Annotated in this window: 22 protein-coding genes; 3 read left to right on the top strand and 19 right to left on the bottom strand. The window is 71.2% G+C overall.

All coding sequences use genetic code 11. The features are described from left to right. Window positions 1-5: 5 nt before the first annotated feature. Genes QM595_RS14940 through QM595_RS14925 form a run of 4 tightly spaced genes read right to left on the bottom strand, consistent with a single transcriptional unit; the run spans window position 6 to window position 4759 of the window. Window positions 6-1019, bottom strand: a complete 1014-nt coding sequence (locus tag QM595_RS14940; RefSeq protein ID WP_415172366.1) for an ornithine cyclodeaminase family protein — start codon at window positions 1017-1019, stop codon at window positions 6-8. Between the two features lies 1 nt (window position 1020). Further along, the gene (locus tag QM595_RS14935; RefSeq protein WP_415172365.1) at window positions 1021-2037 is read right to left on the bottom strand and encodes an ABC transporter permease; all 1017 of its coding nucleotides are present in this window, start codon (window positions 2035-2037) and stop codon (window positions 1021-1023) included. Then, the gene (locus QM595_RS14930) at window positions 2034-3584 is read right to left on the bottom strand and encodes a sugar ABC transporter ATP-binding protein (RefSeq protein ID WP_415172364.1); all 1551 of its coding nucleotides are present in this window, start codon (window positions 3582-3584) and stop codon (window positions 2034-2036) included. The genes QM595_RS14935 and QM595_RS14930 overlap by 4 nt, the downstream gene beginning before the upstream one ends. Then, entirely contained in the window at window positions 3581-4759 is a 1179-nt protein-coding gene (locus tag QM595_RS14925) for a sugar ABC transporter substrate-binding protein (protein ID WP_415172363.1), read from the bottom strand. The genes QM595_RS14930 and QM595_RS14925 overlap by 4 nt, the downstream gene beginning before the upstream one ends. Window positions 4760-4943: 184 nt before the next feature. Between QM595_RS14925 and QM595_RS14920 the strand changes: the two genes are divergently transcribed. Further along, window positions 4944-5912 carry a cyclase family protein gene (locus tag QM595_RS14920; protein ID WP_415172362.1) on the top strand — a complete coding sequence of 323 codons (969 nt, stop codon included), beginning with the start codon at window positions 4944-4946 and terminating at the stop codon, window positions 5910-5912. 11 nt (window positions 5913-5923) lie between these two features. After that, complete coding sequence (locus tag QM595_RS14915; protein WP_415172361.1) at window positions 5924-7069, top strand: alpha/beta hydrolase family protein; 1146 nt, start codon at window positions 5924-5926, stop codon at window positions 7067-7069. Here the strand turns inward: QM595_RS14915 and QM595_RS14910 are convergent. Beyond that, window positions 7066-8004 carry a LysR family transcriptional regulator gene (locus QM595_RS14910; RefSeq protein ID WP_415172360.1) on the bottom strand — a complete coding sequence of 313 codons (939 nt, stop codon included), beginning with the start codon at window positions 8002-8004 and terminating at the stop codon, window positions 7066-7068. The genes QM595_RS14915 and QM595_RS14910 overlap by 4 nt on opposite strands. Window positions 8005-8122: 118 nt before the next feature. Between QM595_RS14910 and QM595_RS14905 the strand changes: the two genes are divergently transcribed. Beyond that, entirely contained in the window at window positions 8123-9061 is a 939-nt protein-coding gene (locus tag QM595_RS14905; protein WP_415172359.1) for a VOC family protein, read from the top strand. Between the two features lie 22 nt (window positions 9062-9083). On the opposite strand, the gene QM595_RS14900 is transcribed toward QM595_RS14905, so the two are convergent. From QM595_RS14900 to QM595_RS14835, 14 genes are all read right to left on the bottom strand, one after another. Further along, window positions 9084-10124, bottom strand: a complete 1041-nt coding sequence (locus QM595_RS14900; RefSeq protein WP_415172358.1) for a VWA domain-containing protein — start codon at window positions 10122-10124, stop codon at window positions 9084-9086. Next, a complete protein-coding gene (locus tag QM595_RS14895; RefSeq protein WP_415172357.1) occupies window positions 10121-11074 on the bottom strand; it encodes a VWA domain-containing protein in 954 nt (317 codons plus the stop codon). Before QM595_RS14895 ends, QM595_RS14900 begins: the two co-directional genes overlap by 4 nt. Then, entirely contained in the window at window positions 11071-11946 is an 876-nt protein-coding gene (locus QM595_RS14890) for a DUF58 domain-containing protein (protein ID WP_415172356.1), read from the bottom strand. The genes QM595_RS14895 and QM595_RS14890 overlap by 4 nt, the downstream gene beginning before the upstream one ends. Before the next feature lies 1 nt (window position 11947). After that, complete coding sequence (locus tag QM595_RS14885) at window positions 11948-12919, bottom strand: AAA family ATPase (RefSeq protein WP_415172355.1); 972 nt, start codon at window positions 12917-12919, stop codon at window positions 11948-11950. 16 nt (window positions 12920-12935) lie between these two features. After that, entirely contained in the window at window positions 12936-13760 is an 825-nt protein-coding gene (locus QM595_RS14880; protein ID WP_415172354.1) for a S1C family serine protease, read from the bottom strand. 336 nt (window positions 13761-14096) lie between these two features. Continuing rightward, window positions 14097-15449, bottom strand: coding sequence for an amidohydrolase family protein (locus tag QM595_RS14875; RefSeq protein WP_415172353.1), 1353 nt, complete (start codon window positions 15447-15449; stop codon window positions 14097-14099). Then, window positions 15446-16834 (bottom strand): amidohydrolase family protein, encoded by a 1389-nt coding sequence (locus QM595_RS14870; protein WP_415172352.1) that lies wholly within the window; start codon window positions 16832-16834, stop codon window positions 15446-15448. The genes QM595_RS14875 and QM595_RS14870 overlap by 4 nt, the downstream gene beginning before the upstream one ends. Next, window positions 16831-18171 carry an amidase family protein gene (locus QM595_RS14865; RefSeq protein WP_415172351.1) on the bottom strand — a complete coding sequence of 447 codons (1341 nt, stop codon included), beginning with the start codon at window positions 18169-18171 and terminating at the stop codon, window positions 16831-16833. Before QM595_RS14865 ends, QM595_RS14870 begins: the two co-directional genes overlap by 4 nt. Next, the gene (gene add / locus QM595_RS14860; protein WP_415172350.1) at window positions 18168-19259 is read right to left on the bottom strand and encodes an adenosine deaminase; all 1092 of its coding nucleotides are present in this window, start codon (window positions 19257-19259) and stop codon (window positions 18168-18170) included. Before add (QM595_RS14860) ends, QM595_RS14865 begins: the two co-directional genes overlap by 4 nt. After that, complete coding sequence (locus tag QM595_RS14855) at window positions 19259-20311, bottom strand: ABC transporter substrate-binding protein (RefSeq protein WP_415172349.1); 1053 nt, start codon at window positions 20309-20311, stop codon at window positions 19259-19261. The genes add (QM595_RS14860) and QM595_RS14855 overlap by 1 nt, the downstream gene beginning before the upstream one ends. A gap of 81 nt (window positions 20312-20392) precedes the next feature. Next, entirely contained in the window at window positions 20393-21997 is a 1605-nt protein-coding gene (locus QM595_RS14850; protein WP_415172348.1) for an ABC transporter permease, read from the bottom strand. Window position 21998: 1 nt separating this feature from the next. Next, on the bottom strand, window positions 21999-23057 hold the full coding sequence (add, locus tag QM595_RS14845) for an adenosine deaminase (protein ID WP_415172347.1): 1059 nt from the start codon (window positions 23055-23057) through the stop codon (window positions 21999-22001). After that, window positions 23054-23872 carry an ABC transporter ATP-binding protein gene (locus QM595_RS14840; protein ID WP_415172346.1) on the bottom strand — a complete coding sequence of 273 codons (819 nt, stop codon included), beginning with the start codon at window positions 23870-23872 and terminating at the stop codon, window positions 23054-23056. Before QM595_RS14840 ends, add (QM595_RS14845) begins: the two co-directional genes overlap by 4 nt. Before the next feature lie 81 nt (window positions 23873-23953). Beyond that, the gene (locus QM595_RS14835) at window positions 23954-24628 is read right to left on the bottom strand and encodes a TetR/AcrR family transcriptional regulator (RefSeq protein WP_415172345.1); all 675 of its coding nucleotides are present in this window, start codon (window positions 24626-24628) and stop codon (window positions 23954-23956) included. Window positions 24629-24786 lie beyond the last annotated feature (158 nt).

Here is a 24786-nt window from a genome sequence, read left to right as displayed (position 1 = left end):
GGTGGTCACTTCGGAACCGGCACGATCAGCGAAGGCGTGTCGTAGCCGACGTCGCTCGCCAGCGCGCGGCGCAGGGCCAGCGCGCCGACGGTGATGTCCTGCAGCGCGGAGCCCACGGACTTGTAGACGACGATCTGGTCGGGCGCCTCACGGGCGGTGATGCGACCGGAGACGACGTCGGTCAGTGCCACACACTTCACCGTCAGGTCGACGCCGCGGGCCCGGGCCTCGATGCCGTCACCGGTGTCGTGGAGGACCTCGTCGACCACGTCGGCAACGACCCGCGCCGCTCGGTCCAGGGTGCTCCAGTCGATCTCGCGCTGCTCGGGCACCGTCGAGCCGATCGAGACCACCGTCGAGCCGTCGGCGAGCCAGTCGCCGTGCAGGATCGGGGACTCGTCACGTGATCGGGCGGCGCACACGACGAGCTCCGCGCTGGCGACGGCAGACTCGGCGTCGCGAGCCGACTCGACCTCGATGCCGAGCTCGGCTGCGGCCTTGGCGATGAAGCGCTGTCTGCTCTCGGCCCGAGGGCTGAACACCCGGACCCGTGAGAAGCCACGGACCTGCGCGAGCGCGGCCAAGTGCTTGAACGCCTCGAAACCGCTGCCGAGGATCGCCAGGTCCAGCGGCTGCTGCGGGGCGATGGCGTCCACCGCGACCGCGGAGGTCGCCGCCGTACGCATTCCGGTGACGAAGTTGGCGTCCATCAGGCCCGCCAGCTCCATCGTGGTGGCGTCGAAGAGCGCCAACAAATAGCTGGCCATGCCACCGGTCGCGGAGGCGGAGATGAGCTTGGCCCCCGCGTAATCGCCGGCCGGCGAGACCGCGGGCAGGCTCCGCAGCCAGTGTCCCGGTCCGCGGGCGGTCGACCTGCCCGGCACCGAGGCGGGGTCGACGGGCTCGGCGTAGGCCGCCTTGAGCGCCGCGACCGCCTCGGGCCAGGAGACCAGCCGCTCGACGTCGCGATCTGTCAGATGGCGGGTCAGCGGGCCGGTGGGGCTGAGCGTCTCGGCCACGTCAGGTCCTCCGAGCGAACCGGCGCGTCGCCGCCGCCGAGACGACGATCGCGGCCAGCAGTGCGACACCGTTGAACAGGTCCTGGACGTAGGGCTCCACGCCCAGCTGCTGCAGGCCCGAGATCCCGGTGCCCACCAGGTAGATGGCGATCAGCGTGCCGAGCACGTTGTAACGGCCGGGCCGGATGCCGGTGGCACCGAGGAAGGCGCCGGCGAAGGCCGGGAGCAGGGCGCCGAGGCCGACGACCGGGGACGAGCCGCCGAGGTTGGTCATCGAGATGGCGCCGGCGAGGGTGCAGAGCACGCTGCCCAGCAGGAACGACTGCAGGGTGAGTCGATCGACCGGGATGCCGGTCAGCCGAGCGGCCTCCGGGTTGGCGCCGGTCGCGTAGGCACGACGGCCCCACAGGGTGCGCTCGGTGAGGAGCAGCAGTACGACGGCCACGACGATCACGATGACGAAGGGCAGCGGGATCCCGACGACCTGGCCACGACCGATATTGGCGAACCAGCCGGGCAGCTCCCCGAAGATGACCTGGTTCCCCGTCAGCCACTCGGTGATGCCGAGGACCACGATGCCGGTGCCGATCGTGGTCGTGAAGGAGGGGAGCTTGAGCCGGGTCACCATCAGCCCGTTGGCCAGGCCGATGCAGCACACACAGACGAGCGTGATCAGCAGCGCGAGGGCGGACTCGATGCCCTGGGAGATGGCCAGCCAGGCCAGCAGTGACTGCGCGAACCCGAACTGGTAGCCCACCGAGAGGTCGAACTGACCGGCCGCCAGCGGCACCATGACGGCGAAGGCGAGCAGCGCGTTCGCCGCCTGTCCCAGCGCGATGGTGCTGGCGTTGCCGGTGGTCGGGAACCGGTCGGGGTTGATGATCGAGAAGAAGACGATCAGCAGCACGAAGATGCCGAGCAGACCGAACCGAGCGATCGGGGACGCCGGGCCCGGCAGTGCGCTCGAGCCCGCCTTGCGGTCGCCGCCCGGGCCGGACTTGGACAGTAGCGTCGTCATTCCTGGTTCTCCTTGACGTGGTCACTGGCGGGGCCGCGATCGGCGCCGTGGCTGGCCCGCACCAGGGCCTCCAAGGTGAGCTCCTCGCCCGACAGGACGGCGGCGACGCGGCCGTCGCGCATGACGAGCACGCGGTCGGCCTGGCTGGCGACCTCCTCGAAGTCGGTGCTCACCAGCAGCACGCCGGTGCCGGCGGCCGCGACCTCGCGCACCGCCCGGTGGATGCCGGCGCGGGAGCCGACGTCGACGCCGGCGGTCGGGTCCTCGAGGATCAGCACCTCGGGACGGTGGGCAAGGGTGCGGGCCATCACGACCTTCTGCTGGTTGCCGCCGCTGAGCTCATCGATGGCTTGGTCCAGGCCGCCCTTGACGGCGTACTGCGTGCTGAGGCGCTGCGCGCTCTCCCGCTCGGCGCGCGGCCGGGCCCAGCCCAGGCCGGTCCAGGCGGAGAGCCTGCTGCGGGTGGGGAAGGTGTTCTCGCACACGCTCATCAGCGGGAAGACCGCCTCGGCCTGGCGACGGCCCGGCACGTAGGCGCAACCGGCTCGAGCGAGCTCGGTCGGCCGGCCCAGTGGCAGCGGCCGGCCGCCGAGGGTGGCGCTGCCGGCGGTGGGCCGCTCGGCGCCGCCGAGCACCCGGGCGACGGTGCGGGTGCCGCTGCCGACCAGGCCGCAGACCGCCACGATCTCGTCGCGGCGCACCTCCAGGTCGAGGTCGGCGCTGAGTCCCTCGGCGCGCAGGCCGCTCACCGAGAACACGGCGTCGCCGTAGGTGCGCGAGGTCTTGGCGGTCTCCTCGGCCAGCGCCTCGCCGAGGATCGCCTCCACCGCGCCGTCCGGGGTCACCGCCGAGACCGGCGCGTCGAGCGAGACGGTGCCGTCGCGGAGTACTGTGAGCCGGTCGGCGAAGGAGAAGACCTCGGAGAGCCGGTGGGTGACGAAGAGGTAGGTCATGCCGGCCGCCTTGGACTCCAGCAGGCTCTCGGCGAGCTTGTCCATCTCGGGAGCGGGCAGGCTGGCGCTCACCTCGTCGAGGACCACGACCCGGGCGTCGAGCGCGAAGGCGCGGGCGAGCGCGCAGAGCACCTTCTCGTCCTGAGTGAGCGAGCCGACCAGTCGGTGGGCGGAGAATCTCGCGCCCACCTGCTCGATCAACTCGCCGACCCGGGCGGCGGTCGACCGCGCGTCGATCAAACGGTTGCGGGTGGCGTAGCCGACCTGCAGGGCGACATTGTCGGCCACCGACAGCCCATCGATGAGGCCGAGGTTCTGGTGGACGAACGCGAGCCCGGCCGCGCGGGCGTCGTCTGCGGTGTGCGTCGGCGGCAGCACCGTCGGGCCGACCCGGATTTCGCCGCCGTCGGCGTCGTACACGCCAGCGAGGATCTTGATCAGGGTCGACTTGCCGGCGCCGTTCTCGCCGAGCAGCGCGTGGATCTGCCCCTGGCCGACCTCGAGGTCGACACCGCGCAGGACGGGGTTGCCGCCGAAGCTCTTGGTGAGCCCCCGCACCGACAGTGCGGAGGCCACCTCAGCGGCTTGGCTCACTTGCCCCACAGCTTCTTGAATGCGGCGGCGTAGTCGACGCCGTCCAGGCTCCAGGTGTCGCCCGATGGGACGTCCGAGATGTTGTCGGCGGTCAGCAGTCGCTGCGGCACGGTGGCCTGCGCGTCGTGCTCGACGCCGGCGAAGGTGCGCGCCAGCAGGTCGATGGAGACCCAACCCATGTAGTCGTCCGCGGTCACCAGGTCCGCGGCCTGGGTGCCGCCCCGGACCGCGTCCGCAGCGGTCGGGTCGCCCTCGGCGCTGACGAACTTGACCGCCTTGGTCTTGCCCGCCTGCTGGATGCCCTGCTGGACGAACGGGCCGGCGGCGTCGTACGGCGCCCATACATAGTCGAGCTCGTCGTCCTGGCCCAGCGAGGCGGAGACCTGGGAGGCCAACTGCTGCGCCATCGAGGCCGCGGAGAACTCCTGGCGCTTCACCGTGCAGCCAGGGCAATTCGCCTCGAACTCGTCCACCATCGCGTCGTTGCGCTCGGTGGTCTCGGGGTAGGCAGGGTCGTCGAGCACGAGCACGTTCGCAGCGCCTTGGGAGTCGGCGATCATCCAGTCGGCCGCGATCTTGCCGCCCTCGGTGTGGTCGCTGGTGACGTAGCCGTCGACCTCCGGGGCGCCGTCGTAGTGGGGGATGTAGACGGAGACCACCGGGATGCCGGCCTCCTTCGCGTCGGCGAGGCCACCGGCCACGAGCGCCGGGTTCATGGAGGTCAGCACGACGCCGTCGTAACCGTCGGTGACGGCCTGCTTGATGAGCGAGTTCTGGACGGTCGGGTCGAGCTTGCCGTCGGTGATGGTGGCCTCCCAGCCGAGCGCCTCCGCAGCGTCCTTGGCACCGTCGGCGCCGAGCACGCAGCCGATGCCGATCGAGCCGCAGACGATGATCATGACGCGTTTGCCCTCTGGTGCCGCGACGGCCTCCGTAGGCCCTGGGAACTCGGTGACCTTCGCGGTGGCCTGCTCGACAACCTCGGTCACACCCGCCGGTACGGCGCCCCCGGTCGCGTCGGCGCTGGTCGCCGCCGCGCCGGTGTCCGACGTGGCGCCCGTCGTGGTGTCGCTGGCGCTGCTTCCCGAGCAGGCAGTGAGGGCGAGCGCTCCCGCGGCGAGCAGGGCGAGAGGGGCGAGGCGGCTGGTCCTGCGATGCGCTGACTTCACTGTCATGGACTGTCCTTTCGAGGCTACGTGCCCAATCCGCAATGTGACTGGTGCCACATGACCGAGGAAGGTATCCGGAGTTCAAAGATGTGTCAACTCATTGCTTTTGGATACATTTTAGCCCACTCTATCCGTGATCCCGTGGCGGGGGTCACAGCCCGATGACCGACGACGAGCAGGAGAGATAGGCATGACAACCAGCGAAGCGCTCAGCGAGGCGACCTTGAGGGACTACATCGCTCGGTTCTCGAACTGGGGGCGCTGGGGCGAGGACGACGAGATCGGCGCGCTGAACCTGATCACGCCGGCGTGCATCGCCCGCGCCGCCCGGCTGGTCACCCAGGGAAGGTCGATCTCCCTCACCCTGCCCTACGACGCCTTCGGACCGCAGAACGGCGGCTTTCGGCCCAATCCCCAGCTCCTCACCACCGCCACCGGCACCGACCATCTCGGCGGCGCACAAGATCCGCTGCCCGGCGGCTGGGGTCCGGCCAAGGGCTTCGGCTACGCCGACGACACGGTGATCCTGCCGACCCAGGCAGGCACCCAGTGGGACGCGCTCTCCCACATCTTCTACGAGGGCCGGATGTGGAACGGCCGGTCCGCCGCCGAGGTCACCAGCAAGGGCGCGGCCCACAACGGGATCGAGAAGCTGACCGGCCGGATCGTGACGCGTGGCGTCTTCCTCGACCTGGCTACCTGGAAGGGCGTGGAGACCCTGGAGCCCGGCTACGCGATCACCCCCGACGAGGTGGACACCTACTGCGCCGACAAGGGCATCGCGGTCGAGTCTGGCGACGCGCTGATCGTCCGCACCGGATTCATGTCGGCACGGCGCGCGGCCTGGGGCGACTACTCCGGCGGAGCGGCACCAGGCCTCTCGCTGACGATGGCGCCGTGGCTGTACGACCACGAGATCGCCGCGGTCGCCACCGACACCTGGGGCGTCGAGGTGCGGCCCAACGAGATCCCCGTGTTCCAGCCGCTGCACCTGGTCTCACTCGTCCACGGCGGCATCCCCTTCGGCGAGATCTTCGACCTGGACGCGCTGGCCGTCGACTGTCGCGAGGACGGGGTGTACGTGTTCATGTTCGTCGCCTCGCCGCTGCCCATCACGGGCGCGGCCGGGTCGCCGGTGAGCGCGCTCGCCCTCAAATGAGCACCGCAGCGATGAGCGCCTTCTGGCCGTTCCCCGACAACTACGTCTGGAACCTCTCGGCCAATATCGCGCTGAACACCGGCGGCAGCCTCACCGAGGTGGCGCGGATCTGCGAGCGGCTGCGGGCCACGTCCACGCGCGGCGACGACGCCGGCACGGAGGAGTTCTTCGCCACCTGGTGCGACCAGGCGGACGCGCTCGTCGCCCGGGCCGAGGACGCTGCGGCCGCCGGTCATGCGCTGACGGCAGGCGAGCTGTTGCTGCGCGCCTCGGTCTACTACCTGACCGCGGAGCGGATGCAGAGCCGCCACTTCCCGCCGCGGGCCGAGGCCTATCGCAAGGGTCTCGACGCGTTCCGCTCCGGTGTGCGGCTGGCCGAGCGGCCCTGCGAGTCGGTCGAGGTGCCCTACGGCGACAGCGCGATGCCGGCGTACCTCGTGCCGGCGGTGGGCGGCGGACCGGCGCCCGTCATGGTCGCCTACAACGGCCTGGACAGCATGAAGGAGATGATCTTCGGCTCGGGCATCGCCCAGCAGCTCGCCCGCCGCGGCATCGCCACGCTGATCGTCGACCACCCCGGCAGCGGAGAGGCGCTGCGACTGCGCCGCCTGACCGGCCGGCACGACAGCGAGCACTGGTCGGCCTCCGTCATCGACCATCTGGAGAGCCGCAGCGACGTCGACGCCTCCCGTGTCGGCGTACTGGCCTGGTCGCTCGGTGGCTACTACGCGCCGCGGGCGGCCGCCTTCGAGAAGCGCTTCAAGCTGTGCGTCGCCTGGGGCGCCAACTACAACTGGGGCGAGCTGCAACAGCGGCGGCTCGCACGCGAGGGCGACCGGCCGGTGCCGCACTACTGGGACCACGTGCAGTGGGTCTTCGGCAAGGACAGCCTCGAGGAGTTCATGGCCTTCGCCCCCTGCATGAGCCTGGAAGGCGTGGTCGAGCAGATCACCGTCCCGTTCCTGGTCACCCACGGAGAGCAGGACTCGCAGATTCCGCTCTCCTATGCGGAGGCGCAGTACGAGCATGCCGTGAGCAGTCCGGACCGCGAGTTGCGCATCTTCACGAAGGAGGAGGGCGGCTCGATGCACTGCAGCGCCGACGACATGACGGTCGCGACGTCGTTCATCAGCGACTGGGTCGCCGACCGGCTCTAACGCACGCCTGTCGGCTCGTCGGTCGGGCTCAACCCGCGACCGGCGGCCGAGATGATCCGCCGCAGCCAGGAGTGGGCAGGATCGCCGGTGCGCGAGGGATGCCACCACAGCGCCTCGTTCAGGCCGGTGATCCGGACCGGACACTCCAGCACGCGTACGTCGCCCGCCCGGGCCGCCTGCCGCGCCAGCCGAGAGGGGACGAGCGCGACCATGTCCGAGCCGGCCACCAGGAACGGCAGGCTGAGGAAGCTGTCGGAGATCAAGCCGGTGCGGAGCTCAACGCCCTGCATTCGCAGCTGGCGCTCCGCGACGGTGCCCAGCCAGGCGTCGCGGTAGGTCCGGATCCAGGTGAGCCCCTTCATGACCTCCAGGCTCAACTCCTCCCCCACGGCGCTGTTGTCATGCGCGACCAGGCACACCCAGCGATCGCCGAACACCTCGGCGTAGGGGTACTCGGTGATGTAACCGTGCGGCAGGATCAGCCCGTCCACCTGGTCGATGATGCGCGGGTCTGTCAGCAGAGTCGGCGCGTCGAAGTGACTGAAGGCCAGCCGCGAGCGCGGGGCCGCCCGCCGGAGCAGTTCGACGATCCGCGGACCCAGCATCGCGATGGCGTAGTCGGAGGCCAGCACGGCGAACTCGCGCTCGGTGCTGCGCGGGTCGAACGCGCCGGCCCCCGAGAGCAGCGTCGCGTGCGCGTCGGCCAGGGCCCGCTCGACCTGGGGACGCAGCGCCTCGGCGAACGGCGTCAGCCGGTAGCGGTTGCCGACCCGAACCAGCATCGCGTCGTCGAAGTGGCGGCGCAGCTTGGCCAGCGAGGCGCTCATCGCCGGCTGGGTGACCCCCGTCCGGCGGGCCGCCGCGGTCACGCTCCGCTCCCGCAGCAGCGCGTCGAGCGGCTCGAGCAGGTTCAGGTCGACGGTGCGCGCTCCCATCGTGCCTCCATCACTGCGATTGATGTCTGGGCATTAGCAACTTCGGGGTTCTCAGCCCGGGAAGTGGCATCCACCATATAGCTGTCCATATATCGCGGCGCCAAGGAGGACGTCCGGCATGATCGATTGGCCACTCACCCACCTACGGCACGTAGACCTCGCGGTGCCGGACTTCAAGCGCCAGGTGCGCTTCTACACCGAGCAGTGGGGACTGACCCAGGTCGCCGAGGACGGCGGCGTCGTCTACCTCGCGGCGGCGGGCTCCCCAGAGCAGTACTCCGTGCGGTTGCGCAAGGACGAGGACAAGCGCCTCGACCTGATCTCCTTCGGCGCCCGGGACGAGGCGACCGTCGTACGGCTGGCCCAGGCGCTCGCCGAGGACGGGGTGAAGCTCGTCAGCGAGCCGGACAAGCTGCAGACGCCGGGCGGCGGCTTCGGATTCCGCTTCTTCGACTGCGACGGCCGCACCGTCGAGATCTCCTCGGACGTCGAGACCCGGGTCCACCGCAAGGTCGAGCAGGGCGAGGACATCCCCGTCCGGCTCTCCCACGCGGTCTTCAACTCCCTCGACATCAACCGCACCCGGGCGTTCTATGAGAGGCACTTCGACTTCAAGCTGACCGACACCCTCGCCCACCCGAGCCACGGCGAGCTGCTCTACTTCATGCGTACCTCGCCCACCCACCACAGCATCGGCATCGCCAAGGGCCCCTACACCTCGCTCAACCACATCTCGTTCGAGATGCGCGGCATCGACGAGTACATGCGCGGGTCCGGCCGGCTGATGCGCGCCGGCGTGCAGAAGCTGTGGGGTCCGGGGCGGCACCGGATCGGGCAGAACACCTTCTCCTACTTCCTGGACCCGCACGGCAACGTGGTGGAGTACACCACTGAGCTCGAGCTGGTCGACGAGGACAGCTGGCACCCGTCCGTCTTCGACGCCACCGACCCGAAGGTCTACGACCAGTGGGGCACCGCGGGCCCGGCGTACGAGGTCATCTACGAGCAGATGATGAACGAGCAGGACGACGGCCTCTTCGTCGCTCCGCCTGTCTGACCCTCCGCCCCCGGAGTCGAGATCACCGCACCCGCCCGAACCACAGCGAGAGGCCCGTCGCGACGGCGATCAGGAGACCCCCGGCGGCCGCGAGCCAGGCCGCCACGTCCCGGTCCTCGCGAACCACGCTGAGGGTGCTCGGCAGGTCAGCGAGGGCGTCGCTCAGCTCGTCGGCGCTCTCGGCCTGGTAGTAGGTGGCGCCGGTCGTCTCCGCGATCTGCGTCAACGCCTCCTCGTCGACCACCAGGGGGTTGCCACCCCGACCGCCGTCACCGCCACCGAAGCCACCGCCGAAGCCCGGGTCGTCCCCGTCCAGCTGCGAGGAGTCACAGACCCCGACCGAGGGGTTCGTGGTGCCGAAGCCGATGGTGAAGACGCGCACGCCTCGCGCCGCCGCGGCCTGCGCCGCCAGGGCAGGGTCGACTCCCTGCGTGGTCGCGCCGTCGGTGAGGACGACGACGACGTGGGGAACGTAGGACGGCGCCGTCCCGTCGACCTCCACCCCGCTCGGTGCGACCGAGGGATCCACCTCGGAGATCGCGTCGAGTGAGGTGAGGATGGCCGAGCCGACGGCGGTGCCCCGGGAGACCTGGAAGCCCTCGATCGCGTCGCGGACCTCGTCGAGGTCGTCGGTCGGTGGGACCAGCAGGCCGGCGGTGCCGGCAAAGGTGACCAGGCCGATGCGCACTCCCGCGGGCTGGTCGTCGAGGAAGTCCAGCGCCGCGTCCTGGGCGACGGTGAGCCGGTTGGGGTCGACGTCGGTGGAGCACATCGACTGGGAGACGTCCATCGCCAGCACGATCGTGGTGCCGTTGACCGGCACCGGCACGGAGACCTGTGGCCGGGCCGCGCCGACGGCGAGGACGAGCAGGCCGAGCGCGAGCAGCGCCGGCGGCAGCCGGCGCCGCCAGGAGGAGTGTCGCGGCAGGGCGCTGCGCACCAGCGCCACCGAGGTCACCCTGATCGCCGCCCGCCGCCGGCGACGGCGCGACCACCAGGCGACCGCGAACAGCAGTGGGACCAACAGCAGGGCCAGCAGCGCCAGCGGCCAGGCGAATGTCATACCAGCCTCCCGTTGCGGAGCACGGTGAGCACAGCACCGAGACCGAGCAGCACCAGCGCGGCAGCGATGAAGCCGCCGGCGAGCGGGACGTCCTGGTCCTCGACGGTGAGCCGCAGGTCGACGGCGTCAGAGACGTCGGCGAGCTGGCCGGCGTCGCTCGCCGACAGGTAGCTGCCGCCGGTGGTCTCGGCGACGGCGGTGAGCGTCTCCTCATCGAGTGCGGTGTGGAGCCGGTAGCCGTCCACCTCGACGGTCGTGCCGCCGGGAGTGCCCACGCCGACGGTGTCGATGTGGACGCCGGCATTCTGCGCGAGCGTGGCGGCCTGGACGGCGGCGCCGTCGGGCTCGTTCTCGTGGCCGCCGTCCGAGAGCAGCACGATCGTCGCCGATCCCCAGTAGCCGATGTCGGGGAGGCTGCCGTCCTCCCCGATCCCGACCGGGTCGCCGGTGATCGCGGAGAGTGCGGTCAGGATCGCCTGGCCGAGCGAGGTGCCGCCGCTGACCTGGAGCCGATCGATCGCGGCCTCGGCGGTGGTGTGGTCGGCGCTCGGCAGCGAGGTCGTCAGGGCACCCTGCTCGAAGGCGACGACGCCGATATCGACCGAGGACGGCTGCGCGGCGATGATGTCGAGGGCGGCCTGCTGGGCGGCGGCGAGCCGGGACGGGGCGACATCGTCGGCGGCCATGCTGCCCGAGACGTCCACGGCCAGGATGAGCGTGCCCGACTGCTGCGGCACGGAGATCGAGGCGGTGGGACCGGCGCCCGCGACGGCGAGTACGACGATGCCGGCCAGGGTGAGCCAGCCGCCGGGCTGGCGGCCGCGGCCCGCCGCGATCCCGGCCGCGGCCAGGGCAGCGCGCCGGCGTCGGGCGACGTTCACGGTGCCCGCCACCAGGGCTGCCGTGACCGCCAGACCGACGACGAGCAACAACGGCTGGCCGAATGTCATGGGACCCGCCGCTGGGTGGCGGTGACGACGTCGACCAGAGCCGCGACGAGGTCGGCGCGGGTGTCGATGCGGTGGACCGGCACCCGGGCACGTCGCATACCGGCGTCGATCTCGCCGTCGCGGGCGCCGACGGCGGAGACGAGTCCGGCCCGTACCAGCGGGTCGCTGGTGTCGACGAGGAGCTGCTCACCGGTCTCGGCGTCCTCCACGACGACGAGGCCGACGTCGGGCAGCGCGTCGTCGGCTTCGTCGACGATCCGCAGGGCGACCACCTCGTGCCGGTGCGCGAGTCGCAGCAGGGCGCGCTGCCAGTCGCCCTCGCCGATGAAGTCGGAGACCACCACGACCAGCGCCCGCCGACGGGCCACGCTGGCTGCCGCATCCACCATGGCGGCAAGGTCGGTGGTCTCCCGACGCGACGACGCCTGGCGGGCGAGCGCGGCGGCGACGCGCAGGGCTTGGGAGCGTCCCGTCCGAGGGGGTACGACGTGCGCCCGGTCCCCGCCGTACACCACCGCACCGACACGGTTGCCGGAGCGCCCCAACAGCCGGGTCAGGGCGAGTGCGAGCTCGACCAGCACGTCGTGCTTGCCGCGGCCGGGCGCGCCGACCTGCATCGAGGCCGACCGGTCGAGCACCAGCCACGAGGTCAGGTCGCGCTCGGCGACGAACTGCCGCACCTGTGGCTCATCGAGCCGGGCGGTGGCGTTCCAGTCGATGGCCCGGGCGTCGTCCCCAGCGGCGTACGGCCTGATCCCGGCCAGATCCAGGCCAGTGCCCCGCTGCGCAGTGCGGAAGGCGCCCTGCAGCCGTCCATCGAGGCGACGGACGACGCGCCACTCCAGGCGCTGCAGCAGCCGGTCGGGGGTCATGTCATCGGCCCTGAAGCACCACCGTAGGCGCCGCCACGGCAGTCAGCACGCTGGTCACCACGGTGTCGGGGTCGATGTCATCGGCAAGCGCCTCGTAGGAGAGCACGACGCGGTGGCGCAGCACGTCGAGCGCGATCTCGGCGAGATCGGGCGGCAGCACGTAGTCGCGGCCGCGCAGGAAGGCCAGCGCCCGGGCCGCCAGCACCAGCGCGATGCTGGCTCGAGGACTGGCGCCGTAGGTGACGTAGCGGTCGAGCTCGCCCAGCCCGACGGTCCCCGGCGAGCGGGTGGCGGCGACCAGCCGGACGGCGTAGTCGACGATGCCCGGGTCGACGTACACCTCTCGGACCCGGGCCCGCATGGTGAGCAGGTCCGCCGGCCCAATCATCGGCTGGATCTCAGCGGCCGGTCCGAGGGCACGCTCCACGATGGCGTGCTCCTCCGCGACGCTGGGGTAGCCGATGACGACCTTCATCATGAAGCGGTCGACCTGCGCCTCGGGCAGCGGATAGGTGCCCTCGGACTCGATGGGGTTCTGGGTCGCCATCACCAGGAACGGCTCGGGCACCGGGTGGGTCTGCTTGCCGATGGTGACCTGGTGCTCCTGCATCACCTCCAGCAGCGCGCTCTGCACCTTGGCCGGGGCGCGGTTGATCTCGTCGGCGAGCAACAGGTTGGCGAAGACGGGGCCGAGCGAGGTCTGGAACTCTCCCGCATGCGGCACGTAGACGGTGGTGCCGACGAGGTCGGCCGGCACCAGGTCGGGAGTGAACTGGATGCGCTGGAACCGCCCGCCGACCGCCTTGGCGAGCGAGTTGACGGCGAGGGTCTTGGCGAGCCCGGGCACGCCCTCGACGAGGAGATGCCCGTCGGCGAGCAGCGCGATCGCCATCCGCTCGAGCAGTACGTCCTGCCCGACGATGGTGCGCTTGACCTCGAACAGGACCTGCTCGAGTGGTGATGCGGCGGCCATGGGCACTCCTTCTTGTCTAGATCTGGGGTCCTCCCCCGCCGGCGCCGTCCCCATCGCCGCCGGCGAGTGCGGTGGCGATGGGCACGGCGAAGCCGATGCCGGCGAAGGCGTCGTCCTTGCCTGGGTCGGCGATGGCGACGACCACGCCGACGACCAGGCCGTCGCCGTCGAGCAGCGGCCCGCCGGAGCTGCCAGGGTTGACGGAGGCGTCGAACTGGATCAGGCCGGTCAGGTTCCCTGCCGACTCGTCGGTGGTTCGGTCGAGGCCGGAGACGATCCCGCTGGAGACGCTGTAGGTCAGGCCGAGCGGGTTGCCGATGACGATGACGTCGGCACCAGGCTGGGCGCCACCGCCGAGGGTGGCGGGGACGAGTACGTCGGGGAGGCCGGCCGGTGTCAGGGTGGCGATGTCCTGGCCGGGGTCGGCGGAAGCGACCGCTGCCTGGCTCTCCGTGCCGTCGGAGAAGACGACCGTGACAGGGCTGCCGTCGGCGACGACGTGATTGGCGGTCAGGATGGTGCCGTCGTCGGCGACCACGGTGCCGGTGCCGAGCGCACCATTCTCGGTGCGGACGACGACCACCGACGGGGCGACGGCGGCGAAGACGTCGCTGACGGTAGGCGGCGTCTCGCTGGGGCTGGCGGTGGCCACGGGCCTCGCCGTCGGCTCGTCGTCGTCTCCGAGCAACCGGAGCACAAGCGCCGCCACGGCCAGCACCGCGGCCAGCACGGCGACTGTCGCCAAGCCGGCCACCAACGCCGGCCGAGTCCGCTGTGGGGGCGTCGCGGGCTCGGCCGGCACCGGGCCGGCCTGCGCGGGAGTTGGCACCCCTGCGGCCATAGGACAACGGTACGAGCCCTATCTGGCAGCACGCTGTGCGTGCGCCAAGGGCCACGCCCGACAACGACCGGCCCGCCGAGTCGGCAGAAGTGCAGGCCCCCAGACCGCCGAGTCGGCACAAGTGCAGGCCCCCAGACCGCCGAGTCGGCACAAGTGCAGGCCCCCAGACCGCCGAGTCGGCACAAGTGCAGGTCCGCCGCCCGCACTTCTGCCGACTCGGCGTCTTCTGAGCCAGCACTTCTGCCGACTCGGCACTTCTCACACCCGCACTTCTGCCGACTCGGCACTTCTCACACCAGCACTTCTGCCGACTCGCGCCTGGGGGCGGGGCCGGTATTACAGCGAGCGGCGGGCCAGCGCGAGCGCGGACTCCCGGAACCTCGCCGTGATCTCGGCCTGGTCGAGACCCACCACCTCGCCGTTGTCGACCAGCACCCGGCCACCGACGATGGTGTGGGTGACGTCGTCGGCGCGGCTGGAGTAGACCAGTGCCGCCTCGACGTCGTACATCGGCTGCACGTGGGCCCCGGCCAGGGACACCACGGCCAGGTCCGCCGGGGCGCCCACCTCGATCCGCCCCAGCTCCGGCCGGTGCATCGCCACCGCCGCGTCGCGGGTGGCCAGGTCGAGCACCTGCCGGGTCGTCAGGAAGGTCGGATCGTCGGTCGCCTGCTTGTGGGTGATCGCCGCGAACTTCATCTCCTGGAACATGTCCAGGGTGTTGTGGCCGGCCGGGCCGTCGGTGGCCAGCCCGACGTGCACGCCCGCCTCCCACATGCCGCGCAGGTCCATCCGTCCCGACGCGCCTCGGGCGTTGGAGATCGGACAGTGCGCCACCTTGACGCCGTGCCGCGCCAGCGCCTGCCGATCGGTGGCGTCGGTGACCGAGCAATGCGCCGCGGTCACGTCCGGACCGAGGAACCCCATCTCCTCCAGCCAGGCCACCGTCGACGGGCGACCGTGATAGGTCCGCAGGTAGTCCACCTCCCGCAGCCCCTCGGCCACATGGGTGTGGATCGTCAGCCCGCGCTCGCTCGCCAGCTCCCGGGTGCCTCGCCACAGGGCCGGCGAGGTGGAGTACGGCGCGTGCGGCGACAGCGCCAGCCGCACCCGGTCGCCGTCGTGCTCCACGCCCTCGATGGCCGCATCCCAGTCCTCCAGCGCCTTGAACGACCAGTCCGCCAGGTCGGCGTACAGGCCGGTCTCCGCACCGTCGGCGAACCCGAACCCGAGCGTGGCTCGCAGCGGCAGCCGCTGGAGCGCCCGCGCCTGCGGCCGTACGGCGTAACCGTCGAAGTGCTCGTTGAAGCAGGTGATCCCGGCCTTGGCCATCTCGACCAGTCCGGCCAGCGAGGCCCAGTACAGCGTCTCGTGGTCGACATTGAGCTTGATCGACCACATCCGCTCCAGCCAGGTGAACTGCTCGGTCCCGGCCAGGTCGTCCAGCAGCCCCCGGAGCAGCATGTTCGAGGCGATGTGGGTGTGCGGGTCCACGAACCCCGGCATCAGCACCGCATTGCCGGCGTCGATCAGCCGCTTCGCCGCCGCCGGCGCCGGGGTGGGACCGGAGGTCACCGAGCTGACCAGCCCGTGCTCGACGGTGACCGTGACGTCCGGCAGCGGCGCCCGGCCGCCGCCGAGGATCATCCAGTCGGCCCGGATCAGCAGGTCGGGCAGCGTCGCGCTCATCGGCTGCTCCCGGCGCCGGCCCGATCACTGGCCCGATCGCTGACCCGGTCCCGGAGCGCGTAGGCCCTCTCCCGCAACAGCGCCAGGGTGCGCTCCTCGTCCACGCCGACCACCTCTCCGTCGAAGACCACCGTCCCGGCCACCACGGTGTGGGTCACGTCGTCGGCGCGACTGCAGTAGACCAGCGCATTGGCCACGTCGTAGGCCGGCGCCGTGTGCGCCCGGTCCAGGTCCACCACGACCAGGTCCGCCGGGGCGCCGGGGGTCAGCGTCCCCAGCTCCGGGCGATGCATCGCCCGCGCCGACCCGGCGGTGGCCAGGTGCAGCAGCTCCGAGGCGGTCAGGAAGGTGGGATCCAGGTAGGCGCCCTTGTGGATGTTGGCGGCGAACTTCATCTCCTCGAACATGTCCAGGGTGTTGTGGCTGGCCGGTCCGTCGGTGGCCAGCCCGACCGTGACCCCGGCTCCGATCAGCGCCTTGAGGTCCATCCGGCCCGAGACCAGCTTCTCGTTGCACACCGGACAGTGCGCCACCTTGACGCCGCGCTCGGCCAGCACCGCGATGTCGCTCGCGCTCAGCTGGGTGCAGTGGGCGGCGGTCACGTCCGGGCCCAGCACGCCCAGGGAGTCCAGCCACGCCACGGTCGTCATCCCGTACGTCGACTCCATGAACTGCTGCTCCCGCATCCCCTCGGCGACATGGGTGTGGATGATCAGCCCGCGCTCGGTCGCCAGCTCCCTGGTGGCGCGCCACAGCTCGGGGGAGCACGAGTACACCGCATGTGGCGAGATGCCCAGCCGGACCCGGTCGCCGTCGGCCTCGACGCCGGCGGTGGCCTCGTCGAAGCTCTCCACCGCCCACCACGACCAGGTGCCGACATCGGCGTACACGCCGCCGTCGGCGAATCCGTAGCCGAGCGTGGCCCGCAGCCGGACCTGCTCCAGGGCCCGTGTCTGCGGGCGTACGGCGTAGCCGTCGAAGTGCTCGTTGAAGCAGGTGATGCCCGACCGGGCCATCTCGATCAGCCCGCACAGCGAGGCCAGCTCGAGGGTCTCGTGGTCGAAGAGGCGCTTCATCCGCCACATCGTGTCCAGCCAGGCGAACAGCTCGGTGTCCTCCAACAGGCCCCGCAGCATCACATTGGAGGCGATGTGGGTGTGGGAGTCCACGAACCCGGGGATCACCGCCGAGCGGTCCGCGCGGATCACTCGCCTCGCCCGTACCGGGGTCTCGCCGTCTTCTATCCCGGCGATGACGCCGTCGTCGACGAGCACGGTCATGCCGGCCCGGAAGCCGGCCGGAGTCAGCACGCTCCCGCCGACCACGGCGAGGTCGACGACGTGCTCCTGCCCGGCGGGGGCCGGCGGTCGAGTGGGGTCGGTCATGAGGCTTCTCCGGAGTCGATGGACGGGGTCGTGGGCAGGGTCGTCGGCCCGACGAGACCACGGGCCTCGAGTACGGCGATGGCCGCGATCAGGTCGAGGTCGTGGTGACGGCGGCCGATGAACTGCACCCCGACCGGCATCCCGGAGTCGGCTCCGCGGCCGATCGGCGTGGTCACGCTGGGCGCCTGCGGCAACGAGGTGACCTTGGCCCAGACCAGCATCTGCGAGGCCGGGTGCTCGACGCCGTCGATCAGGATCTGCCGCTCGGCCACCGGGACCTCGGAGAGCCGCGGCGCGACCACGGGAGCGACCGGGGCGAGCACCGCGTCGACGCCCTCGGTCAGTCGCTCCCACTCGGCCACCGCCCGCTGCTGCCGCTCCAGCAGGTCGAGCAAGGGGGGTGCCGCGGCGGTGTCGCCGGCGCCGTGGGCGATCTCGGCGGCGATCAGGCCCTCGTAGACCTCCGCACCCGACCGGTCGGCGAGCGCCGGGGCGATCTCGACGATCTCCAGGCCCGCCTCGCGGGCGGCGTCGAGCCAGGAGTCGATGACGGCGGCGACCTCGGCGCCCAGGAGCGGCCACCCGGAGCGCCAGACCCCGATCACCCGCGGCTCCCGAGAGCGGGGCGCGGCGGTGCCGGCCAGCACCGCCGCCGGGGCGACCAGGTCGGCGACCCGGGGAGCCAACAGGCCGGGGGTGGAGGCGGGCGGCACCACCGTCAACGACCCTGGCCAGGGCAGATGCCGCTCCTTGGAGACCAGGCCATGGGTCGGCCGCCAGGCGGCGATGCCGCAGTAGGCCGCGGGTATCCGCACCGACCCGGCCATGTCGCTGCCGAGGTCGAGGAGGCTCTGCCCCGCCGCGACCGCGGCACCGCCTCCCGACGAGCCGCCCGCGGTGCGGGTCGGGTCGGCCGGGTTGAGGGTCTGCCCGAACTCGCCGGAGCTCGCCTGGTAGTCCGCCAGCCGGGCAGGCACGTTGGTCTTGCCGAGGATCACCGCACCGGCCGCGCGCAGCGCGGCCACCGCGGGGGCGTCGCTCTCGGCCAGGTGGTCGGGCCGGTCGAGCCCCTGGCCGCTCTCCAGGCCGGCGACGTCGAAGGAGTCCTTTACGGTGATCGGCAGCCCGGCGAGCGCAGGCAGGTCCTGGCCGTCGGCCAGCTGCCGGTCGATCTCGGCGGCCCTGGCCAACGCCCGCTCGGCGTCGAGCCGGACCACCGAGTTGATCGCGGCGCCGGCCTCCACCGCCGCCAGGCAGCCGGTGAGCAGGCCGACCGCCGTGACCTGTCCGGACCGGAGCGCCGCGAGGGCTCCGGCCGCGCCGACGGGCGTCGTCATTCGGCGGCGCTCGGGTCGAGGGCGTGGTCGCGGGCGTAGCCGGCCAGCTCCTCCAGCAGCTCCTGGCGCCGGCGGGCGCTCACCCAGGCGATGTCGACCGCGTGGACCTGGGTCAGCCACAGCTCCTGGAGGGTGAAGCCGCCCACCTCGGCCATGAACTGGAGGTTGTCGCCGAGGTAGCCGCCGAAGTACGGCGGGTCGTCGGAGCCCACCGAGACCAGCAGGCCGGCGTCGAGCATCCCCCGGATCACCTCCAGCTCCGGAAGCCCCCGGGTGGGATGCGTGGAATAGGGCAGCGGGCAGACGGTGAACCCGATCCGCCGGGTCCTGGCGAGCTCGACCAGGGCGTCGGACTCCATCACGTTGAGGCCGTGGTCGATGCGCTGGGTGCCGAGGTCCTCGATGGCCTGCCGGATGTGCTCGGTGCTGTCGACCTGGTCCACGTCGCAGTGCATGGTGATCTGGAAGCCCTCGCGCCGGGCCCGCCCGAAGACGGCGGCGTACTCGGCCGGCGGGTGCCGGAGCTCGTCGGAGTCCAGGCCCACGCCGATGATCCAGTCCCGGTAGCGCAGCGCCGACATCAGCGTGGTCATCGCGTGGTCGGCGCCGTAGTCCCGCAGGAAGCACATGATCAGCTCGGCGGTGACCCCGAAGTCGCTGCGTGCTCGCACGATGGCGCGCCGGTAGCCGCGCACGATGTCGTCGAACGGCACGCCCCGGCTGGTGTGCAGCTGGGGGTCGAAGAACATCTCGGCGTGCCGGACACCCTGACTCGCCGCCGTACTGAGGTAGGCGTAGCAGAGCTCCTCGTAGTCCAGGCTCGTCCACAGGACGTCCATATTGGAGTAGTGCACCGCCAGGAAGGTGGGCAGGTCGTGGAAGACGAACGAGTCGCGGATCTCCTCCTCGCTCGACTGTGCAATGGTCACGCCGTTGCGCCGGGCCAGCGCCAGCTTCATCGCGGGCTCCAGGGTGCCGTCCAGGTGGATATGCATCTCCACCTTGGGCAGCGCCGCCAGCTCCGGCGTCATCGGCCACCGGCTGGTGTGCGCGGTCGCCTCGGCCGGGGCCGGCGAGACGGCCGTCATCAGAGGCTCTCCAGGATGGAGGTGTCGAAAAGGTCGTCGGCGGTGATGTCGGTGCCGATCTGCTTGAGCGTGTCGATGTTCTTGCCGATCATGGTGTCGGTAAGGGCGAGGATCTCCTCGGGGCCGACCTCGTCGGAGACGACCAGGTCCTTGGTGGCCTCCGAGGCCAGGGTCTGCTGGGCCAGGTCCAGGCCGGTGTCCTTGCCGTAGACCTCGACCGCCAGCCGGGCGCCCTCGGCCGGGTCCTGGTAGTTGCCCTGCCAGCCCTTGCGCTCACCGGTCAGGAATGCCTTGAGCAGGTCCGGCCGCTCGGAGATCGTCTTGGTGGTGGCGAACAGGGCGCTGGAGTAGATCGAGTAGCCGAAGTCGGAGAAGAGCATCGTGTGTACGTCGAGGCCCTGCGCCTTCAGCGTGGCCGGCTGGTCGATGGAGAAGCCCGCCTGAGCGTCGACCTCGCCGTTCGCGGTCGGTGCGGGGTCGAACTGCACCGGCACGATGGTCACGTCCTTGACGTCGACCCCGTTGATGGCCAGGAAGGTCTTGAAGGGCGCCTCGTTGGCGGCGGCCACGCCGATCTTCTTGCCCACCAGCTCCTGCGGCGTGGTCAGCGCCTTGTCGGCCAGGGAGTAGACGCAGAACGGGCTCTTCTGGAACCGGGCGGCGATCACCTTCACCGCGGCACCGTTCTGGATCATCTCGGCCACCGCGTCGGTGTTGGAGTTGCCGACGAAGGCGTCCCCGGAGATGACCACCGAGTCGACCGCGGTGTTGGGGCCACCGGCCAGGATCGTCAGGTCGAGGCCGGCAGCGGCGAAGTAGCCTTTGTCGTCCCCGACATAGGTGCCGGCCTGCTCGACGGTGGGCACCCAGCCGGTCTGGAAGGACCCGGCGAGCGAGCCCGAGCCGGACGAGCCGTCGGAGGAGGAGTCGTCGTCGGAGCCGCAGGCTGCCAGCAGCGGCGCGCCGACGGTGAGGGCGCCGACGCCGAGGACGCCTCGCAGGAGCGAGCGTCGTGAGGGTGTGAGGCGAGTGGGTGAGGCGAGGGTGTTCATGTGGTGCCTTCCTGAGGTCGTGTCGCGGTAGATGAGTCCGGTTTCGTGGTCGGCGTTGACCGGTGACTCCCCGAGGAGGGTTCAGGTGCGGGCGCGTTGCACGATCCGCTCGCACAGCGATGCCGCGCCGTACAGCAGCACGGCCAGCACGGTGACCAGGACGACGAGCGTCCACATCACGTTGTAGTTGCCGGTCGCTCCGGCTCGCAGCATCATGAATCCGGTGCCGTTGCCGGTGGCCAGCCACTCGGCGAGCAGGGCTCCGGTCACCGCGAGCGGCGCGCTGACCCGGGCGGCGGCGAACATCGACGGCAGCGCGGCGGGGATGCGCACCAGCCGCAGTGCCGCCCAGCGGCCGCCGCCGTAGACCTGCACGATCTCGACCGCCGCCGCCGGCACCGCCCGGAGGCCGCCGACGATGGTGACCAGCGCGGGGAAGAAGGTCACCACCCCGGAGACCACCAGCACCGACCAGAAGCCGCGGCCGAAGACCAGGGCGATCAGCGGGGTCATGGCGACCAGGGGGACGGTCCGCAGCGTCATCGCGATCGGCATCAGCGTCGCCTCCGCGGTGGGCGAGGCGACCACCAGCAGCGCCCCCAGCACCGCCAGGACCAGTCCCGCGACGAAGCCGCTCAGGGTGTGCGCGACCGTCTCTCCGAGCGCCGTCCACACCGGCGCCAGGACGTCCTGGTCGGCGGTGGTGACGAACCTCCACACGTCGGCCGGGCGCTTGCCGAAGTAGGGGTCGGTGGAGGCGACCAGCGCCTGCCAGCCGCCCAGCACGACGCCGAGGGTGGCCACCAGTTGGACCGGCGCGTGCCACCACCGGCGGGGCCTGGTCAGGCTGGCGGCGTCGGCGACCGACACGTCGGCGGCCCGCTCCTCGCCCTTCCAGAAGTAGACGTAGCGCTCCGCCAGTGCGGTGATCAGGTACGCCGCCGCGGCCAGCACGGTGGCATAGAAGGCCAGCGCCCAGGTGCGGTCCACGTTGAGGGACTGCTGGGCATAGACCATCGCCACGCCCAGACCTCGCTTGGCGCCCAGATACTCGCCGATCATCGCGCCGAGCACCGCCAGCGGCCCGGCGATCCGCAAGGCGGAGAAGAGCGCCGGCACCGCGGCACGGAACCGGACCCGCACCATCGCCTGCCAGGTGGTGCCGCCGGCCGCGTGGACGACGTCCAGCTGGGAGGCCGCCGCCGACCTCAGCCCGAGCAGCGCCCCGATCAGGGTGGTGAAGAAGACGCCCTGGGCCGAGACCACCACGACGGCCCAGTACTGGGAGAACAGCACCGCCAGGATCGGCCCGACCGCCACCACCGGCAGGCAGTAGAGCACCACGCTGGTGCGCACCAGCACCGCCGAGGTCCAGGACGCGAGCACGCACGCCATCGCCACCACGATCGCGACCGCATTGCCGAGCAGCCAGCCCCACCACGCCTCGGTGGCGGTGGTCCAGATGTTGGCGCGAGCGAACCCGAGGTCGGAGACCGCGGTGGTCAGGATGCCGATCGGATCGGCGATCGTGTAGAGGTCGGCGTACATGACTCCGGCCAGGATCTGCCAGACCGCCAGGAACAGCACGATCGCCACGATGGCCCGCCCTCGCGCGGTCAGCGAGGGCAGCGCGAATCGGCGCCTGCCGGAGGCGCCGGCGCGCAGGGCGGTGGTGGGCGCGGGCATGTCAGGCCTCGAAGCTGCCCAACTCGTCGAGGATCTCCTGCTTGATCGCGGCGGCGGCGAAGCTGGCGTTGACCGAGTTGGCCGCCAGCTCCTTGACCGTCTCGATGCTCCAGCCGAAGGCGTTGGCGCAGTCGACGTAGTCGTCCTCCAGCCGGACGCTCATCGGCGCCGGGTCGTCGGTGTTGATCGACACCATCACGCCGGCCTCACGCAGCGCCTCGATCGGATGCTCGGCCAGCGACGGATAGATGTGCAGGCCCTCGACGTTGGAGCGCGGACAGATGTCGAGGGGGATCTGCCGGTCGACCAGCTCCTTGACCAGGTCGGGGTCCTCGATCGAGCGTACGCCGTGGTCGATGCGCTCGGCATGAAGCAGGTCGATGGCGCCCCAGACGCTCTGCGGCCCACTGGACTCGCCGGTGTGGACGGTACGCCGGAAGCCGGCGTCCCTGGCCAGGGTGAAGGCCGGGGAGAATCGTTCGTTGGTGTCGCCGGCGTGGGTCTCGTCGCCGTCGATGGACAGCGCGACCACGCGGGGGATCTCGGCGTCGATCATCGTCTTGACGACCTCCAGGGCGGACTCGCCGCTCTGCTGGCGCAGCAGCGAGACGCAGAGGCTGGTCTCGCACAGCCCGTCCTTGGCGGCGGCCTCGAAGCCGTCGGTGATGGCGCGCAGGAACAGCTCCAGCCGGCCCTCCCAGGCACCCCAGTGGGTGGGGTTGACGATGATGTCGGCGTACCTCACGCCGGAGGCGCTCTCCCGGGCGGCGGCGCGATAGCCGGCCACGAAGAGCTGGTCGTAGGTGCGCACCAGCGAGCCCTCCCAGTCCAGGAACTGCAGGAAGGTGCCCACGCCCATGCCCTTGACCGCGGCGCCGTCGGGGTCGCGCTCGACGGTGTGGGTGGAGGTGTCGAAGAGGGTCGCCGCCGGGCCGGGCAGCGGCGCGCCGGCCTCGCGCGCCAGCAGCAGCAGGTCGGCCAGGTCGAAGCAGCCCTCCAGGTGCAGGTGCACCTCCGCCTTGGGGAGCGCTCGGGCCTGGTTCCAGGTGAGTGTGGTCATGATGCTTGTTCGTCTCCTTCGTGGGCGAAGAGCAGGTCGGCGGCCCGGTCGACGTAGTCGCGGAACTCGGGAGTGCGCATGAGCTCGGGGGTACGCGGCCGGGGCAGGTCGATCTCGATGACCTCGCGGATGCGGCCGGGGCGGGCGGACATCACCGCGACGATGTCGGAGAGGAACACCGCCTCGGAGATGCCGTGGGTGACCATCAGGGTGGTGGCGGGACGCTCGCCCCAGATCCGGAGCAGCTCGAGGTTCATCCGCTGCCGGGTCATGTCGTCCAGCGCGCCGAAGGGCTCGTCGAGCAGCAGCACCAGCGGCTCCAGGGCCAGGGCGCGAGCGATCGAGACCCGCTGCCGCATTCCGCCGGAGAGCTGGCCGGGGCGGGCGCTCTCGAAGCCCTCCAGCCCGACGAGCCTGACCAGGTCCTGGATCTCGGCCCGGTCGATCGGCTTGCCGGCCACCGTCAGCGGCAGGGCGATATTGTCGCGCACCGTGCGCCAGGGCAGCAGCGCCGCCTCCTGGAAGGCGACACCAAGACTGTGCTGGGTGCGCAGCTCGGCCGGCGTACGACCGTCGACGAGCAGCTGGCCCGACGTGGGCTGGTCCAGGTCGGCGAGCATCCGCAGGATGGTGGACTTGCCGCAGCCGGACGGCCCGAGCAAGGACAGGAAGCTGCCCCGGGGCGAGCCGAGGGTCACCTGATCGAGCGCCCGGAGCTGGCCGTGGGAGGTCTTGAAGACCTTGCCGACGTTGGCCAGGTCGATGCCGGACGGATGGAATCCGGGCGGGGTTCGGGGTGCATGGGTCGCGTTCATCGCGTGCCTTTCGTGGCCAACGACGGCGGTGGCGCGAGATGGGTGGTTCTCCGCGCGATGACGGCGCGCGGGCCGGGTGACCTAGACGGCGGCGATGCCGTCCAGGTCCTCGTCTGAGACTGCGGCCCCGACGTCGACTCCGGCGTCGGCTCCGGCGTCGGCAGGCCGCGGCGCCTCGCCGCGCCGTACTGCCTCGATGATCTGGCGCATCGCCCAGCCGACGGCGTTGCCGGCCTCCTCGCCGCTGAGCCCGAACTCGGAGGTCAGCACGAACCAGGCCAGGCCTTGGTCGAGGTAGCCGAGGATGGCCTCGACCAGCCGGCGTTCGTCGGAGGCCTCGGCGAACTCGGCGTCCAGCAACGCTCGTCGTTGGGCGACGACCTCGAGGAACAGGCCGTGGTGGACGTTGCGGCCGACCTCGCTGACCGCGAGCGCCCGGGTCAATGCCGGTCGGCTCTCATAGGCGGCGAACACCACCTTGGCCACTGCCTCGACGTCGTCCAGGGACGGTAGCGGCACCAGGTTGAGGTAGTTGGCGCGAGCCCACTCGCTGAACGCCGCGAGCAGGTCGCTCTTGGCCGGGAAGTGGCGGTAGACCGTGCGCTCGGCGATGCCGGCCCGGCGCGCGATCTCGGCGATCGCGACGTCCTGGTAGGCGGTGCCGTCCTCCAGCGCCTCCGCGAGCGCGGCCATGATCATCTCCTTGACCTGGTCCGTCTGTCGCTCGCGCAGCGTGCGCCGGTCGCCTGCACTCATGTCAGTAATACTGACATTTCGACAGTTTCACTGTCGTGAAACCTGAGTTCCGGTCGCGTTAAGAGGTTCCGCCGGTAGGTGTCGCCGTCGCGAGCGTCGCGATGTGCGTGCGATGGCGAGGCGCGGCCGCGAAGGCAGGCTGGAGGCCTGTCGAGCGG

This window comes from Nocardioides sp. (assembly GCF_047607185.1).
Lineage (GTDB): Bacteria > Actinomycetota > Actinomycetes > Propionibacteriales > Nocardioidaceae > Nocardioides.
The sequence above is the reverse complement of the archived record's forward strand: the minus strand, read 5'-3'. Positions and strand labels throughout refer to the sequence as shown.